The 14581-nt window shown below is 70.1% G+C and carries 14 protein-coding genes; 6 read left to right on the plus strand and 8 right to left on the minus strand.

The features are described 5' to 3' along the window. The first annotated feature begins 11 nt into the window (after positions 1-11). The 3 genes from glgA (at position 12) to G6G98_RS01430 (ending at position 2368) form a co-directional block, all read left to right on the plus strand. Positions 12-1196: a glycogen synthase gene (glgA, locus tag G6G98_RS01420; protein WP_164233825.1), complete on the plus strand. Its 1185-nt coding sequence runs from the start codon at positions 12-14 to the stop codon at positions 1194-1196. Positions 1197-1214: 18 nt separating this feature from the next. Then, positions 1215-2003, plus strand: a complete 789-nt coding sequence (locus G6G98_RS01425) for an ABC transporter ATP-binding protein (RefSeq protein ID WP_067352368.1) — start codon at positions 1215-1217, stop codon at positions 2001-2003. A 107-nt stretch (positions 2004-2110) separates the two neighbouring features. Then, positions 2111-2368 carry a type B 50S ribosomal protein L31 gene (locus G6G98_RS01430; protein ID WP_047520045.1) on the plus strand — a complete coding sequence of 86 codons (258 nt, stop codon included), beginning with the start codon at positions 2111-2113 and terminating at the stop codon, positions 2366-2368. A 68-nt stretch (positions 2369-2436) separates the two neighbouring features. Here the strand turns inward: G6G98_RS01430 and G6G98_RS01435 are convergent, their stop codons facing one another. Both G6G98_RS01435 and G6G98_RS01440 read right to left on the minus strand, forming a co-directional pair. After that, positions 2437-3684, minus strand: a complete 1248-nt coding sequence (locus tag G6G98_RS01435; protein ID WP_164233824.1) for an alpha/beta fold hydrolase — start codon at positions 3682-3684, stop codon at positions 2437-2439. 46 nt (positions 3685-3730) lie between these two features. Further along, entirely contained in the window at positions 3731-5731 is a 2001-nt protein-coding gene (locus G6G98_RS01440; protein WP_067352361.1) for a DUF262 domain-containing protein, read from the minus strand. 174 nt (positions 5732-5905) lie between these two features. Between G6G98_RS01440 and G6G98_RS01445 the strand changes: the two genes are divergently transcribed. Together G6G98_RS01445 and G6G98_RS01450 are read left to right on the plus strand one after the other, a co-directional pair. Next, entirely contained in the window at positions 5906-6679 is a 774-nt protein-coding gene (locus G6G98_RS01445; protein WP_067352358.1) for a hypothetical protein, read from the plus strand. A 177-nt stretch (positions 6680-6856) separates the two neighbouring features. Next, the gene (locus tag G6G98_RS01450) at positions 6857-7360 is read left to right on the plus strand and encodes a DUF3145 domain-containing protein (RefSeq protein ID WP_067352355.1); all 504 of its coding nucleotides are present in this window, start codon (positions 6857-6859) and stop codon (positions 7358-7360) included. Positions 7361-7488: 128 nt separating this feature from the next. On the opposite strand, the gene G6G98_RS01455 is transcribed toward G6G98_RS01450, so the two are convergent. Next, entirely contained in the window at positions 7489-8892 is a 1404-nt protein-coding gene (locus tag G6G98_RS01455; protein WP_067352351.1) for a PLP-dependent aminotransferase family protein, read from the minus strand. Positions 8893-8987: 95 nt separating this feature from the next. On the opposite strand from G6G98_RS01455, the gene G6G98_RS01460 reads away from it, so the two are divergent. Beyond that, on the plus strand, positions 8988-9647 hold the full coding sequence (locus G6G98_RS01460; protein ID WP_067352348.1) for a YczE/YyaS/YitT family protein: 660 nt from the start codon (positions 8988-8990) through the stop codon (positions 9645-9647). 63 nt (positions 9648-9710) lie between these two features. Here G6G98_RS01460 and G6G98_RS01465 read toward each other — a convergent pair whose 3' ends face one another. The 5 genes from G6G98_RS01465 to G6G98_RS01485 all read right to left on the minus strand — a co-directional run bounded on the left by G6G98_RS01465 (position 9711) and on the right by G6G98_RS01485 (position 14573). Continuing rightward, the gene (locus G6G98_RS01465) at positions 9711-10946 is read right to left on the minus strand and encodes a beta-ketoacyl-[acyl-carrier-protein] synthase family protein (protein WP_067352344.1); all 1236 of its coding nucleotides are present in this window, start codon (positions 10944-10946) and stop codon (positions 9711-9713) included. Between the two features lie 93 nt (positions 10947-11039). Then, on the minus strand, positions 11040-11288 hold the full coding sequence (locus G6G98_RS01470) for an acyl carrier protein (protein ID WP_067352341.1): 249 nt from the start codon (positions 11286-11288) through the stop codon (positions 11040-11042). A gap of 68 nt (positions 11289-11356) precedes the next feature. Next, entirely contained in the window at positions 11357-12358 is a 1002-nt protein-coding gene (locus tag G6G98_RS01475) for a beta-ketoacyl-ACP synthase III (protein ID WP_067352337.1), read from the minus strand. Then, positions 12355-13275: an ACP S-malonyltransferase gene (locus G6G98_RS01480; RefSeq protein WP_067352335.1), complete on the minus strand. Its 921-nt coding sequence runs from the start codon at positions 13273-13275 to the stop codon at positions 12355-12357. Before G6G98_RS01480 ends, G6G98_RS01475 begins: the two co-directional genes overlap by 4 nt. Positions 13276-13376: 101 nt before the next feature. Next, positions 13377-14573 carry a PucR family transcriptional regulator gene (locus G6G98_RS01485; protein ID WP_067352331.1) on the minus strand — a complete coding sequence of 399 codons (1197 nt, stop codon included), beginning with the start codon at positions 14571-14573 and terminating at the stop codon, positions 13377-13379. Positions 14574-14581: the final 8 nt, after the last annotated feature.

Here is a 14581-nt window from a genome sequence, read left to right on the forward strand (position 1 = left end):
GCGTTTCGCACATGCGAGTTGAAATGATCACGAAGGAGTATCCGCCGGAGATCTACGGCGGTGCCGGGGTGCATGTCGCCGAGCTCGTGGCGGCCCTCCGAGAGAGCATCGACGTGCGCGTCCGCGCCTTCGGCGCTCCGCGTGACGAGGCGGGCACCTTCGCATACCGACCACCCTCTGAGCTCGCCTCCGCGAACGCCGCACTGCAGACCCTCGGCACCGATCTCGAGATCGTCTCCGCGATCTCCGACGCCGACCTCGTGCACAGCCACACCTGGTACGCGAACTTCGCGGGACACATCGCCTCCCAGCTGCACGGCATCCCGCACGTGCTCACCGCGCACAGCCTGGAGCCGCTGCGGCCGTGGAAGGCCGAGCAGCTGGGCGGCGGATACGCCGTCTCCAGCGGGATCGAGAAGCTCGCCTACGAGAACGCCGCCGCGGTGATCGCGGTGAGCGCCGGCATGCGCGCCGACATCCTGCGCAGCTACCCGGACGTCGACCCCGCCAGGGTGCGCGTGATCCACAACGGCATCGACGTCGAGCGCTGGCGCCCGGTGGAGAACCCCGCCTTCCTCCAGTCGATCGGCATGGACCCGGCCAGGCCCTCCGTCGTCTTCGTCGGCCGCATCACCCGTCAGAAGGGTCTGCCGTACCTGCTGCAGGCGGCGCGGATGCTGCCGCCGGAGGTGCAGCTGATCCTCTGCGCCGGCGCCCCGGACACCCCGGAGATCATGGCCGAGGTGCAGGAGGGCGTGAAGCTGCTCCAGCAGACGCGGGACGGCGTGATCTGGATCGAGCGGATGCTGCCGCGCGACGAGCTCTCCGCGATCCTCACCGCCGCCACGACCTTCGTCTGCCCGTCGGTCTACGAGCCGCTCGGCATCGTCAACCTCGAGGCGATGGCCTGCGGGGCGGCGGTCGTCGGGACCGCGACCGGCGGCATTCCCGAGGTGGTCGCCGACGGCGTCACCGGTCGCCTCGTCCCGATCGAGCAGGTGCAGGACGGCACCGGCACCCCGGTGGACCCGGAGCGCTACGTGTCCGACCTCGCCGCGGTGCTCACCGAGGTGGCCTCGGATCCGGCACGGGCGAAGGAGTACGGCGAGGCCGGACGGGAGCGGGCCCGAGACGAGTTCAGCTGGGGCGCGATCGCCGACACGACGCGTGCGCTGTACGCGGAGCTCACCGCCTGAGCCGATAGGCTGGCTTGCATGTCGATCGCCCTGGAATTCACCGACGTCGTCGTGCGCCGCGAGGGGCGCAACATCATCGATCACGTGACCTGGCAGGTCGCCGATGATCAGCGCTGGGTGATCCTGGGCCCGAACGGCGCAGGCAAGACCACGCTGCTTCAGCTCGCGGACACGCTGATGCATCCGACCTCCGGCACGGTGACCGTGCTGGGCGAGACGCTCGGCCGCACCGACGTGTTCGAGGTTCGTCCGCGCATCGGCTTCGCCTCCTCAGCGATGGCGAAGCGGGTCCCGCGCGACGAGACCGTGCTGAACGCCGTGCTCACGGCCGCGTACTCGGTGCTCGGCCGCTGGAACGAGAGCTACGAGGACATCGACGAGCGTCGCGCGCTGCGCGTGCTGGGGGACTGGCGGCTCGAGCACCTCGCGGATCGCACCTTCGGCACGCTCAGCGACGGCGAGCAGAAGCGCGTGCAGATCGCCCGCGCCGTGATGACCGACCCCGAGCTGCTGCTCCTGGACGAGCCGACCGCGTCGCTCGACCTCGGCTCCCGCGAGGAGCTTCTGGCGCTGCTCAGCGGCTACGCCTCCTCGCCGACGACGCCCGCCATGCTCATGGTCACCCACCACGTGGAGGAGATCCCGGTCGGGTTCACCCACGTGATGCTGCTGCGCGACGGGAAGGTCGTCGCCGCCGGCCCGATCGACGAGACGCTCACCGCGGACGCCCTCGGGGAGACGTTCGGGATGCCGATCGCCCTGAGCAGCGACGGCGGCCGTCATGCTGCGCGCGCAGCATCCGCTTGACCGGGTTTCCGCGCCTGTCGAAGAACTGCTAAACTCGACCCTTGGTGCTCTCTGCACCGCAGACTTCCCCGACCCTGGCACAATCCAGGGCATAGCTAAGGAATCCCATGAAGACTGACATCCACCCCGACTACCAGGCGGTCGTGTTCCGCGACCTCGGCTCGGGCGAGACCTTCCTCACCCGCTCCACCGTCACCAGCGACAAGACCATCGAGCTGGACGGTGTCGAGTACCCCGTCATCGACGTCGAGATCTCCTCGGCCTCGCACCCGTTCTACACGGGCAAGCAGCGCATCATGGACTCGGCCGGTCGCGTCGAGAAGTTCAACCAGCGCTTCAAGGGCTTCGGCGGCTCCTCCAAGTAAGGCTTCCGCCGCGAAGGCCCCGTGCTCCTCGGAGCGCGGGGCCTTCGTCGTCCCGGGGATCCCGGCCGTCAGCGGACGCGGCGGCCCTGCGCGAGGTCGATGAGGTGCGTGAGCACGGGACCGGAGCGCAGCCCGTTGTGCTCGTGCTCGCTGGTCACCCACAGCTTCACGCCGGGCAGCAGGCGCGCGGTCTCCAGGGAGAACTCGAGCGGCACGTACACGTCGTCGACGTACACCGCCGCAGCGCCGGTCGCGCCCGAGGCGGCGATCGCGTCGGCGTCGTAGATGCGCTGCCACTCGAACTCTGCGAGCTCGAGAGCGACCTCGCGCCACGGCCGGAAGGCCGGAACAGTCTCCGTCCACTCGCGCCGGATGTGCTCGCCGGTGAACAGCGTCACGTCCTCGCGGAAGTCGTCGGGCTCGGAGCGCTCGGCGGACCACCTGGTCGCGTGGCCGCTCGCGTAGCTCGACTCGTGGAAGGCGTAGTACATCGGGTTCCGCCCGTCGAACGGCATCGCGTGCATGAGGTCGTACCGGAACGCATTCGAGCGGGGGTCGCGCTCGAGCAGCGACCAGACGGTCTGCCAGCCGTCGTTGGTGCCGAGGGCGGAACCGACCGATCGCAGGCGCGAGGGTGACACGATCTCCCCGTCGGGGAGCACGATCTCGCCGGCCGCCGCACGGTCGACGAGGCGGCGCATCACGTCGCGGTGCTCCGGGAACCGCCGGTAGTAGCGCTCGGAGGCCACGCGCATCTTGTCGTAGCAGAGCGCGTACACCTCGTCGGGGTGTCGGACGACCGTGCTGAGGCCTCCTGTGATGAACACGTCGTCGAGGGAATCCGCGTCGGTCGACAGGTAGGCGAGCGTGGTGAAGCCGCCGAAGGACTGCCCGAGGACGCTCCAGGTCGCAGCTCCCAGATGTTCGCGCACTGCCTCGCAGTCGCGCACGATCGCATCGGCGCGCAGGTGGGTGAGGTGCTCGGCGACAGCGGCGGCGCCGCGGGAGAGGTCATCGTCGCCGACGGGGGAGGAGAGCCCGGTGCCGCGCTGGTCGAGGAGCACCAGCCGGTGGTGAGCCAGCGCCTCATCGAGCCACACCGGTGCCGTGGACGAATGGAACGGGCGCGGGGCCTCGTGCCCGGGCCCGCCCTGCAGGAACACGAGGTAGGGGAGAGCCTCCCCGCCCTCACGGGTGACGACGCGGGCGAAGATGTCGATCGTGCGGGCGTCGGACGGATCCGACCAGACCAGCGGGACGGTGAGCGTGTGCTCTTCGACGATCAGATCCTGCAGGCGACGGACGACGGTGCTCACGTGTCGAGCCTACCGGTCGGCGGGGAGGGCTCCTCGTGGGGCCGTCCTACATCACGTTCCCGATGTAGGAGTACTTGACGAACACCTCGGCGGCGAGACCTGAATCCTCGAGCACGCCCTGGACGGCGGTCATCATGTAGTTCGAGTCCCAGCCCATGTAGAGGAAGTGGGACTCGTCGAGCTGGTCCCACTGCCCCTTCCAGGCCATCTCGCCGTAGATCGGACCGCCGTGCGCCGCGCAGTACCGCTCCGCGGCCTCTCGGGTGTCGGTCCAGGCGCGGCGCATGACCCGGTTGAAGAGGTACTTGACGTCGGGGACCTCCCAGCGTTCGCCCCGGTACTCGACGTAGTCGAACTCGCGCTCCCAGCCGGCCGGCCAGCCGCGCCGGCGGACCGCGTCGAGGATCGGGGTCAGGCCGTCGTCGTCGATCTCCGGCAATGCCGGACGTGCCCAGATGCGCAGCAGCTCCGCGGTCAGGCGCACGGTGCGTTCGGTGATCGCCGCGGTGCCCCAGGTCTCCGTCTCGGCGAGCTCCCTCGTGGCACGCACCGCGCTGCGGGCGTACGCGTCCGCGCGCTTGACGGGGTAGGGAGCCCCGAAGACGCGCTCGGTCAGGCGCGGTTCGAGCAGCGTGAGGTTCCCGAGTGTCGGCGCGAGCGCGCGGTGGCTGTTCTGCTCGTCCTCGGAGTACTCGCTCCAGGGCCGGATGCCGTCCCCGGACCAGGCGTCGTTCGGCACGGGCGGCACGACGTGCTCGACGTCGAAGCCGGCCGGATCGTCGATCCCCTCGAGCCGCCCGAGGACGTAGGCCGCGTGCGGGAGCTCGCTGTACTTCAGCACCGCGCTCACCCGTTCGTCGGACGGGGTGATGCGGGCGAACGCGCGGGCGAGCGCCTCCGGGCCTTCGGAGCGGGCGCGGCAGAGCCGGGCGATGAGCCGTTCGTTCGGCAGGTTCACCAGAGTGCGGCGGAGGTACAGCGCCTGGATCCGCTCGAGCGTCTCGATGAGCTCTTCGCGGGCGATGAGGCCGCGGGCGTGGTCGCTGTAGACGCTCAGGACGAGAGGATACGAGGCCCGCCCGAAGGTGTTCACGAAGCGGAGCTGGCGGGCGATCTCGGGGTCGGCCTCCCGGGAGGGGTCGAGCAGGATGCCGTAGATCTCGGCGTAGTGGCGCCAGATCTCCGCATCCGCCTGCAGGTGCTCCACGTCGACTCGCGGGAAGGACCGGCGGAAGGCGCTGTAGACCCCGTGCTCTCCGTTCGCGGCGACCTCGCGGCCGGTCGTCATCACCAGATAGTGCCGCCAGAAGGCGCCGATCGTCTCTCCGGTGTGCCTCTCGATGGGCAGCCAGAACCGGGCTTCGACGTCGAGCTGCTCGGCGTGCGTGAGGCCCATCAGGATGTAGTTGTGGATGAGCTCGTGGTCGCGCAGCGGCTCACCGGTCGAGTTCAGGCTCTCGAAGATCTGCTGCGCGTTCGCCTCCGCGCCCAGCGTGATCGAGACGTGCTCCAGGCGCTGCAGCCCGCGCCAGATCCGCGGTGCCTCCTCGACATGCACCTGGCTCCGGAAGAAGGCGTAGTTGTCGTCGAAGCGCGACTCGCGTTCAGCGGCGTCGCGGCGGTCGAGGACGACCGACTCGTACAGGTCGGCCCAGGCGTCGTGCGGGCGCAGCTTGGTGCGGCGGGGATCGTCGTCGCGCACGAGCACGCGCTCCAGCTCGGCGGCCAGCTCCCCGTCGGTGTCGCGCACGGAGTGGTGGAGAGCGGCGACGAGGAGCATCAGCGTGGTGATGCGCTGCTGGCCGTCGATGAGCACCAGATCGCTGTCGGCGTCCGCGTCATGGGCGGACAGGATCGAGCCGATGAAGTGGCGGTGGCCGTCCGCCTCGTCTGCGACGGCGCGGATGTCGGCGAGGAGGCGCTCGCATCCGCCGATGTCCCAGCGGTACTGGCGCTGATACACGGGGACGACGATGGTGGTCGACCCCGCCGCGAGCCATTCGATCGTGTTGACAGCTGTCGCCTCGACGTTGGTGGCTGCGCTCATGCTGGTGTCTCGTCCTCCTCTGACGCCGGCGGCGAGGTCGCCTGTGCGCCCGGATCAGTCTATTCGCTTATTCACGGCGGCCCTCCGGGGCGCTCCGGGACGCGGCTGTTAGGCTTGCCTTATCAGGGCCTGTTAAAACGTGCTGGCCCCCGATGAGAGGATCTGGTTCAGATCATGGGATACATCAAGTCCGCCGCCCTCGAAGACAAGGGCTTCGTCATCCTCGACAGCTACGGAGGGGAGATGGATCCCCGCGAGTGGCTCGACATCGAGTACGTCGACTGGAAGTCGTCGGGTGACACGCGCTTCTCTCCGCTCGCCAGCGCCAAGGGCGAGATCGAGTGCAACGGCTTCTGGAACCACAAGCCGCCGCGCACCGACAAGGACGGCGTCTGGATCGACTCGCAGACCGCGATCGCGCCGACCCTGACCGCCCGCGCGAAGGAGCCCGGTGCCAACGTCGGGCGCTGCCGCGTCATCGAGCTGCAGCCGACCCCGTACGGCGAGTGCCTCTACAACCTCCACCAGGACGACAACAACCGCCTGAACCCCGACGGCACCGGCTGGGTCGTCCGCGGCTTCTTCAACCTCACCGACGACAAGGACAGCTACTTCGTCCTGCGTGAGAACCGCACCGACCCGAGCATCGAGTACCGCATCGCCCTCCCGGCCGGTGCGCAGCTCATCGTGGACACCCAGCGCCTGTGGCACGCCACGACGCACAACGGCACCGAGCCGCGGTACTGCCTCATCACCTCGTGGGAGTCGGGCCCCGAGCTCGACGCCTACATCGAGAAGTACCACGGCACCGACCAGCACGAGCAGGTCGAGGTCCCGCAGGACGTGCTCGAGGCGGGCTACGCCGAGCAGGCTCGCCGTGACGCCGCCCGCGCCGCCTATTACGCGGCCAAGGGCCAGCAGGTCAAGCAGGCCATGAGCGAGGCGTAAGCAGCACCATCTGTCGGCGAAGGCCCCGGTCCCTGCGACCGGGGCCTTCGTCATGTGGAATCACATGCTTGTGATTTCTCCTGATCTGGGCGACAATAGGCGCACAACCGCATATTCTCGCCAGTTCTTCGGTGTTCAGGTCGTTGGGGAAGACGCACCTGATGAAACGGAGAGATCATGGCGACGGCTTACGCACGCGGAGTGGTGTTCATCCACTCCGCGCCTCGCGCGCTCTGCCCGCACCTGGAATGGGCGGTGGGACGCGCTATCGGGCGTGCGGTGAACTTCGACTGGACCGACCAGCCGGTGCTCGACGGTGCGCGTCGCGCCGAGTTCTACTGGGACGGACCGGTCGGCACCGGCGCAGCGCTCGCGACAGCGATCCGCGGCTGGGAGCACCTCCGCTTCGAGGTCACCGAGGATCCCACGCCGCGCAGCGACGGCGGACGCTGGCTGCACACCCCCGACCTCGGCATCCACTACGCGCAGACGGATGCCGCAGGGAACATCGTCATCGGCGAGGATCGCATCCGCTATGCGATGGAGATCGCCGCGGGGAACGCGGCCGAGCTGCAGCGCGAACTCGACATCGCGCTCGGCTCGGCCTGGGACGAGGAGCTGGAGCCGTTCCGGCATGCGAGCGACGACGCCCGCGTGGTGTGGCTCCACAAAGTGGGATAGGCCTGGAGCCGGGAGGCGTGAGTATCGGATGCCGGTGAATCATCCCGGACGCTGAGAAGACGTATCCCCGCTCCGTACCACGAGGACCCCGCCCCTGCGCACAGGGGGCGGGGTCTTCGTCGTCCCGCTCAGATCACGGCGGCGTGCGGGATCTGCCCACGGAGCTCGCCGTCACCGGCGCGCACCTCGTCCCACGCCAGGCGGAGACGCTCCATCGCGACAGCGGTGCGGTCGGGAGGGAGGGTGATCGGGATCCGCACCCTGCGCTCGAGTACGCCTCCCGTGGAGAACCGTGGTCCCGGTGGCAGCAGCAGGCCGTGCTCGCGCGCGGCCAGGGAGAGCATCGTCGACACCGGGGCGCCGAGATCGACCCAGGCCGACAGGCCCCCGGGTGTCACCGGCATCCGGATGCCGGGCAGCTCCCGGAGCCCCGCGGCCACGGCGGCCCGTCCGGATCGGAGTCGTTCTCTCACGTGAGAGGTGAGCGCGGGCATGTCGGCGAGCAGCTCGACGGCGATGCACTGCTCGAGCAGCGCCGTGCCGAGCTCGAAGGACGGGCGGGTCGTGATCAGCCGGGAGATGAGGGAGCGGTCTGCGCGGATCCACCCGAGCCGCAGGCCGCCCCATGCGATCTTGGACATCGAGCCGACAGTGATGACATGCGGTCCGTGAGCCGCCATCGGCAGCGGCCTCCAGCCGCGGTCGATGTCCAGCTCCGCGGTCGTCTCGTCGACGATGATGTGGGTGCCGGCGCTGCGCGCGGTCGCCGCGAGGACCCCGCGCTCGGCGTCCGGAAGGGTCGCCCCGGTGGGGTTGTGGAAGTCCGGGATCAGATAGGCGAGGTGCGGGCGGCTGCTCAGCAGCGTCTCGTTGAGGTGCGCGACGTCCCACCCGTCCGCGTCGACCGGCGTCGGGAGCATCCGGTAGCCGTGCCGATGCAGGGCCTCCAGCGCATGGGGGAAGGTCGGCTGCTCGACCAGCACCTGAGCTCCGCGCCGGCCGATTGTCGCGAGGACGAGATTGACGGCGTTGAGCGCGCCGGAGGTGATGATGATCTCATCGGCGGTCGTCGGAGCGCCGCGCTCGGTGAACCTCCGGGCGACGGCATCGCGCAGCTCCGGCAGGCCGCGCAGCGAGTAGCCGCTGGTCCCGCGCATCGCGGCCAGGCGCGGCAGGGAGCGCACGGTGGCGTCGTAGAGGCCGGGGGTCGAGTCCATCGATGCGATCGAGAGGTCGATCGCATCCTCGTCCGCGGTGTTCGCCGGGGAGATGTAGTCGTGGGGGAGTGCCACCGTGGTGCTGCCGCCGTGCCGGCGCGTGACGTAGCCGTCGGCCTCGAGGAGCCCGTAGGCGCGGGTCATCGTGGACCGGGAGCGGTGCAGCTCGAGAGCGAGCGAGCGCTCGCTGGGCAGCCGCTCGCCGACGGTGAGACGGCCGTCGAGGATGAGCGCCCTGATCCGTCCGGCCAGCGCGGATGCGGTCGCGCCGGCGACGTTCTGCGCGCCGAGCTGTTCCACCAGTCGTGAGGCCATGCCTCCAGCATGGCGCAAAGTGGCCTGAGATGTGCAGGCCACTTTGCGTGCACTGGCCTGCATCCGTGCGTCTTTCCGGAGGCCACCATGGAGGGATGCACCTGCGTTCCCTGTTCCTCCCCGTCGTCGCCACCGGTCGCCGCGATCTCATCGAGCGCGTCGTCCAGCTCGTGGTCGGACTCTTCCTCTACGGAGTCGCGCTCGGTCTCATGGTCCGCGGAGGGATCGGCGTGGCCCCGTGGGACGTGCTGTCCCTGGGCGTCACGGGCAGCACCGGCATCGGCTACGGCGTCGTGACGAACCTCGTCGCCGTGGTGGTGCTGCTGCTCTGGATCCCGTTGCGTCAACGGCTCGGTCTCGGGACGGTCCTCAACGCGATGCTCATCGGACCGAGCGCCGATCTGGCCCTGTGGCTGCTCCCGCCGGCGCCGTCGGTGTGGATCGGCGCCCCGCTGTTCCTGCTCGGACTGGTCCTGCTGGCCTTCGCCACGGGCCTCTACATCGGCGCGGACTTCGGTCCGGGGCCGAGAGACGGGCTGATGACCGGGCTCGTGGCGCGCACCGGCTGGCCGGTCTGGCTCGTGCGCACCCTCATCGAGGGCAGTGTGCTCGCGATCGGCTTCCTGCTCGGGGGACCCGTCGGTGTCGGCACGGTGCTGTTCGCCTTCGGCGTCGGCCCGCTCGTCGGCCTGTTCCTGCCCTGGGTCTCGCGTCTGCGCGGCCGGCGCAGCGCGGAACTCGCCGCGGCGCACTGAGCACCGACAGAACGACGGAGGGCCCCCGCCGCACGGCGAGGGCCCTCGATCGTGTGCGCCGGATCAGTCGTCGACGCTCGCGATGGCCACGACGGCGTTGTGCCCGCCGAAGCCGAAGGAGTTGCTGATCGCGAGCTGGGGACCGTCGCCGAGCGGCTGCGGGTCGCCGGAGACGAGCAGCGGGATCTCGGGATCCTGCGTCGTGAGGTTGATCGTCGGCGGCGCGATGCGGTTCTTCACGGCGAGCACGGCGAAGATGGCCTCGAGCGCTCCGGTGCCGCCGAGCAGGTGGCCCGTCGACGCCTTCGTGGCGGAGACCGGGATCTCGTGCACGCGGTCGCCGATGACCTCCTTCAGCGCCGCGTACTCGTTCGGGTCGCCGACCGGGGTCGACGTCGCGTGCGCGTTCACGTGGGTGATGTCGTCGGGCGTGCGGCCGGCGGCCTCGAGCGCCAGCTTCACCGCCCGGGCGGCGCCCTCCGGCGCGTTGGCGGTGATGTGATACGCGTCGGCCGTCACGCCGCCGCCCACCAGCTCGGCGTAGATCTTGGCGCCGCGGGCCTTCGCGTGCTCCTCGGTCTCGAGGATGAGCACGGCCGCGCCCTCGCCCATCACGAATCCGTCGCGGTCGGCGGAGTACGGACGCGAGGCGTGCGCGGGGTCGTCGTTGCGGCGCGAGAGCGCCTGCATCGAGGCGAAGGACGCGATGGTGATCGGGTGGATCGCCGACTCGGTGCCGCCGGCGATGACGACATCGGCGAGACCGGCCTGGAGGTGCTCATAGGCGTTGACCAGCGACTCGGTGCTGGAGGCGCAGGCGGAGGCCACGGTGCGGGCGAACGCACGAGCCTCGAAGTGGAGGGAGAGGTTGCCGGCAGCGGAGTTCGGCATCAGCATGGGCACCGTCATCGGCATGACCCGACGGGGGCCCTTCTCGCGCAGCGTGTCCCAGGCGTCGAGCAGCGTCCAGACGCCGCCGATCCCGGTCGCGAAGTCGACACCGAGACGCTCGGGGTCGACATCGGGGGAACCGGCGTCCTCCCAGGCCTCCATCGCCGCGATCAGGGCGAACTGCGACGACGGGTCGAGGCGCTTGGCCACGGGACGGGCGAGGACCTCCTCAGGACGGACGATCGCCTCGGCGGCGAACGTCACGGGGAGCTCCAGCTCGGCCACCCAGTCGTGCTCGAGCGTTCGGCCTCCGGACATTCCGGCGAGCAGGTTGGTCCAGTTCTCCGGAGCCGTGCCGCCGATGGCGGAGGTGGCACCGATGCCGGTGACGACGATGCGCTTGGTCATGTGTGGTTCCTTGTCGAACGGTTCTCGTACGAATGGTGGGCAGAGCAGAGGATGCCACGCCCCGCGGGTGGCGGGGGTGGCATCCCGCGCGGATTACTCCTGGCCTGCGACGATGAAGCTGACGGCGTCGCCGACGGTCTTCAGGTTCTTGACCTCGTCGTCGGGGATGGTGACGCCGAACTTCTCCTCGGCGTTGACGACGATCGTCATCATCGAGATCGAGTCGATGTCGAGGTCGTCGGTGAACGACTTCTCGAGCGCCACCTCGTCGGCCGAGATGCCGGTCTCGTCAGTGATCAGCTCTGCGAGGCCGGCGAGGACCTCATCGTTGGTGAAAGCCATGTGGTCTTCCTCTTTCTTGCGGGTTGTTTTCGGAACCGTGGAACAGTCTAGGGAACGTCAGGTCCATCTCACGGGAGGACGACGACCTGGGCGGCGAACACGAGGCCCGCGCCGAAGCCGATCTGCAGGGCGAGTCCGCCCGAGAGCTCGGGGTGCTCCTCCATCAGCCGGTGGCTGGCGAGCGGGATCGACGCGGCCGAGGTGTTCCCCGTGGTCTCGATGTCGCGGGCGATCACCGTGGTCTCGGGGAGCTTCAGCTGCTTGGCGAACTCGTCGATGATGCGCATGTTCGCCTGGTGCGGGATGAACGCGGCGAGGTCGGACGCCTCGATGCCCGCCTTGTCCAGCGCCTCGCGGGCGACCTTGGCCATCTCCCAGACGGCCCAGCGGAACACGGTCGGTCCCTCCTGGCGGAGCGTCGGCCACGGCACCTCGCCGTCGCGGAATTCGGTGAGGGTGTGGTTCATGCCGACGGCATCCGCCTTCGAGCCGTCGGATCCCCAGACCGCCGGGGCGATGCCCGGGGTCTCGCTGGGGCCGATGAGGGCGGCGCCCGCGCCGTCGCCGAGCAGGAACGAGATGCTGCGGTCGGTGGGGTCGACGATGTCGGAGAGCTTCTCCGTGCCGATGACGAGCGCGTAGCGGGCGGCTCCGGCCTTGATCAGCGCGTCGGCCTGGGCGACGGCGTAGGCGTAGCCGGCGCAGGCGGCGTTGATGTCGTAGGCCGCGGCCGGGTTGGCGCCGACGCGGTCGGCGACGATCGCGGAGATCGACGGGGTCTGCTTCGGGTTGCTGATCGTGGCGACGATCACGAGGTCGACCTGGTCGGCCGGGACGCCGGCCTTCTCGATCGCCTCGGCGGCGGCATCCGTCGCCAGGTCGATGGCGTCGGTCTCCTTGTCGGCGCGGACGCGCGTGACGATCCCGGTGCGCTGCCGGATCCACTCGTCGCTGGAGTCGATCGGGCCGATGAGGTCCTCGTTCGGGACGGCGTTCTCGCCTCGGGCGGCGCCGTACGAGTAGATGCGCGTGTACGCGGGACCGGTGAGCTGGGTCAGGGTGGCGCTCATGCGGCTTCTCCGTTCAGCAGCGCGACCGCTGCGTCGAGGTCTTCGGGTGTCTTGACGGCGACGGTGGGCACGCCGCGCAGTCCGCGCTTGGCCAGGCCGGTGAGTGCGCCTGCCGGTGCGAGCTCGATGAGCCCGGTGATGCCCTGCTCCGCGAAGGAGGCCATGCAGAGGTCCCAGCGCACCGGGGAGGACACCTGATCGACGAGGTAGCTCAGCGCGGTCGCTCCGTCGGAGACGACCGAGCCGTCGCGGTTGGTCCACAGCGTGAGGTCGGGGTCGGCGGGCGTCACGGTCGACACGGCGTCACGGAGAGCCGCGACGGCGGAGGCCATGTACCCGGTGTGGAAGGCGCCGGCGACCTGCAGCGGGATGACGCGCGTGCCCTTCACCGGCTCCGCGGCCAGCGCCGCGAGGGCGGGGAGAGCGCCTGCGACGACGAGCTGGCCGCCGCCGTTGTAGTTCGCGGGGGAGAGGTCGAGCTCGGCGAGGCGGGCGAGCACGGCCTCCTCGTCACCGCCCAGGACGGCGCTCATGCCGGTGGGAGTCTGCGCGGCGGCGTCCGCCATGGCGCGTCCGCGGATGCCGACGAGGCGCATGCCCGTCTCGGCATCGATCACGGAGCTCGCCACGAGTGCGGCGATCTCTCCGACGGAGTGACCGGCGACGCCGTCCGCCCGGCGACCGGCGCGCGATGTCAGCGCGTCGGCGGCGATCAGGGAGGCGGCCACGATCAGCGGCTGCGCGATCCGGGTGTCGCGGATCGTGTCGGCATCCGACACCGTCCCGTGCTCGTGGAGGTCGACCTGCGCGGCCTCGGAGTAGTCGGCGAGCCGATCGGCCACGCCGTCCAGCTCGAGCCAGGGGGAGAGGAAACCGGGGGTCTGCGAGCCCTGTCCAGGGCAGACGACGACAATCACATCACCCAGTCTGCCAACGATCGGGGTCGAGCGGTGGATGAACCATCACAAGATTGCGAAAAACCCTTGTGCATGGCGTACAGCCGTTCCGGCCGAGGCGTTCAGCGCGGCGGACGACGGAGGGGCGGACGGCGGCGCACCTGGTCGGCGGCGCCGATCGAGCCGAGGATGAGGGCGGTCTGCAGGATGAGCGCCTCGCGCGGACCCGTGGCGTCCCAGCCGATGACCTCGCTGACGCGCTTGAGCCGGTAGCGCACCGTGTTCGGATGCACGAACAGCTCGCGGGCCGTCGCCTCGAGCGAGCGCCCGTTGTCGAGGTAGCTCCACAGCGTGGTGACGAGATCCGTGGAATGCGACTGCAGCGGCCGGTAGATGCGCTCGATGAGAGTCTGCTTCGCGAGCGGATCGCCGGCCAGTGCGCGCTCGGGGAGCAGATCGTCGGCTTCGACCGGCCGCGGTGCGCTGCGCCAGGCCCTGGCGACCGCGAAGCCGGCGAGGGCGGCGCGGGCGCTCTGGCTGGCGTCGACGAGTGCGGCGACCGCAGGGCCGAGCACAACGTAGCCGGGGCCGAAGGAGGGCTCGAGCCGTGTGGCGATCTCCTGGAAGCCCAGCTCCTCGTCCTCTCCGTCCTGCCCGGCGATGCGCGCCCGGCCGAGCACGAGCACGAGCCGAGAGCCCTGGACGCCGATGAGCACGTCGACGGCGAGCTTGCGGGCCGTGCGGCGCACCTGATCGACGTCGAACTGCGGAGGCGTCGTGCCGACGAGCACGGCGACCTCGCCATGCCCGTGCCAGCCGAGCGCTGCGATGCGGCTGGGCAGCTCCTCGTCGGCTTCGCCGGTGAGGATCGAGTCCACGACCAGAGCCTCGAGACGGGCGTCCCAGAGACCGCGTGCCTCGGCTGCACGTGCGTACACGTCGGCCGCCGCGAAAGCCACGTCGCGGGAGTACAGCAGGATCGCCTCACGCAGGTGCTCGCCCTTGCCGGCGACGCGCTCCTCGGTGACCTCGACGGTCACGCGGATGAGCTGCAGGGTCTGCTGCAGGCTGACGCTGCGCAGCAGCTCGCGCGGAGCCGCCGCGAAGATGTCCGCCGCGATCCACGGCGTCGAAGACGGGTCGTCGTACCACTGGATGAACGAGGTGATGCCGGCCTGGGCCACCAGCCCGACCGCGGAGCGGCGGGCCGGTGGCATGTCGGCGTACCAGGGGAGGGTGTCCTCCAGCCGCTTGATCGTCACCGAGGCGATGTCACCGGAGATCCGGCGCAGCCAGGTGAGGGTCGCGGCCTTGTCCATACCGCGCG

Origin of the sequence: Microbacterium hydrocarbonoxydans, from assembly GCF_011752045.1 — a bacterium.
Classification (GTDB): Bacteria; Actinomycetota; Actinomycetes; order Actinomycetales; family Microbacteriaceae; genus Microbacterium.

Coding starts and splice junctions, on each gene's coding strand:
- glgA (WP_164233825.1), top strand. CDS start 12: ATGCGAGTTGAAATGATCACGAAGGAGTATCCGCCGGAGATCTACGGC.
- G6G98_RS01425 (WP_067352368.1), top strand. CDS start 1,215: ATGTCGATCGCCCTGGAATTCACCGACGTCGTCGTGCGCCGCGAGGGG.
- G6G98_RS01430 (WP_047520045.1), top strand. CDS start 2,111: ATGAAGACTGACATCCACCCCGACTACCAGGCGGTCGTGTTCCGCGAC.
- G6G98_RS01440 (WP_067352361.1), bottom strand. CDS start 5,731: ATGAGCGCAGCCACCAACGTCGAGGCGACAGCTGTCAACACGATCGAA.
- G6G98_RS01445 (WP_067352358.1), top strand. CDS start 5,906: ATGGGATACATCAAGTCCGCCGCCCTCGAAGACAAGGGCTTCGTCATC.
- G6G98_RS01450 (WP_067352355.1), top strand. CDS start 6,857: ATGGCGACGGCTTACGCACGCGGAGTGGTGTTCATCCACTCCGCGCCT.
- G6G98_RS01455 (WP_067352351.1), bottom strand. CDS start 8,892: ATGGCCTCACGACTGGTGGAACAGCTCGGCGCGCAGAACGTCGCCGGC.
- G6G98_RS01460 (WP_067352348.1), top strand. CDS start 8,988: ATGCACCTGCGTTCCCTGTTCCTCCCCGTCGTCGCCACCGGTCGCCGC.
- G6G98_RS01465 (WP_067352344.1), bottom strand. CDS start 10,946: ATGACCAAGCGCATCGTCGTCACCGGCATCGGTGCCACCTCCGCCATC.
- G6G98_RS01470 (WP_067352341.1), bottom strand. CDS start 11,288: ATGGCTTTCACCAACGATGAGGTCCTCGCCGGCCTCGCAGAGCTGATC.
- G6G98_RS01475 (WP_067352337.1), bottom strand. CDS start 12,358: ATGAGCGCCACCCTGACCCAGCTCACCGGTCCCGCGTACACGCGCATC.
- G6G98_RS01485 (WP_067352331.1), bottom strand. CDS start 14,573: ATGGACAAGGCCGCGACCCTCACCTGGCTGCGCCGGATCTCCGGTGAC.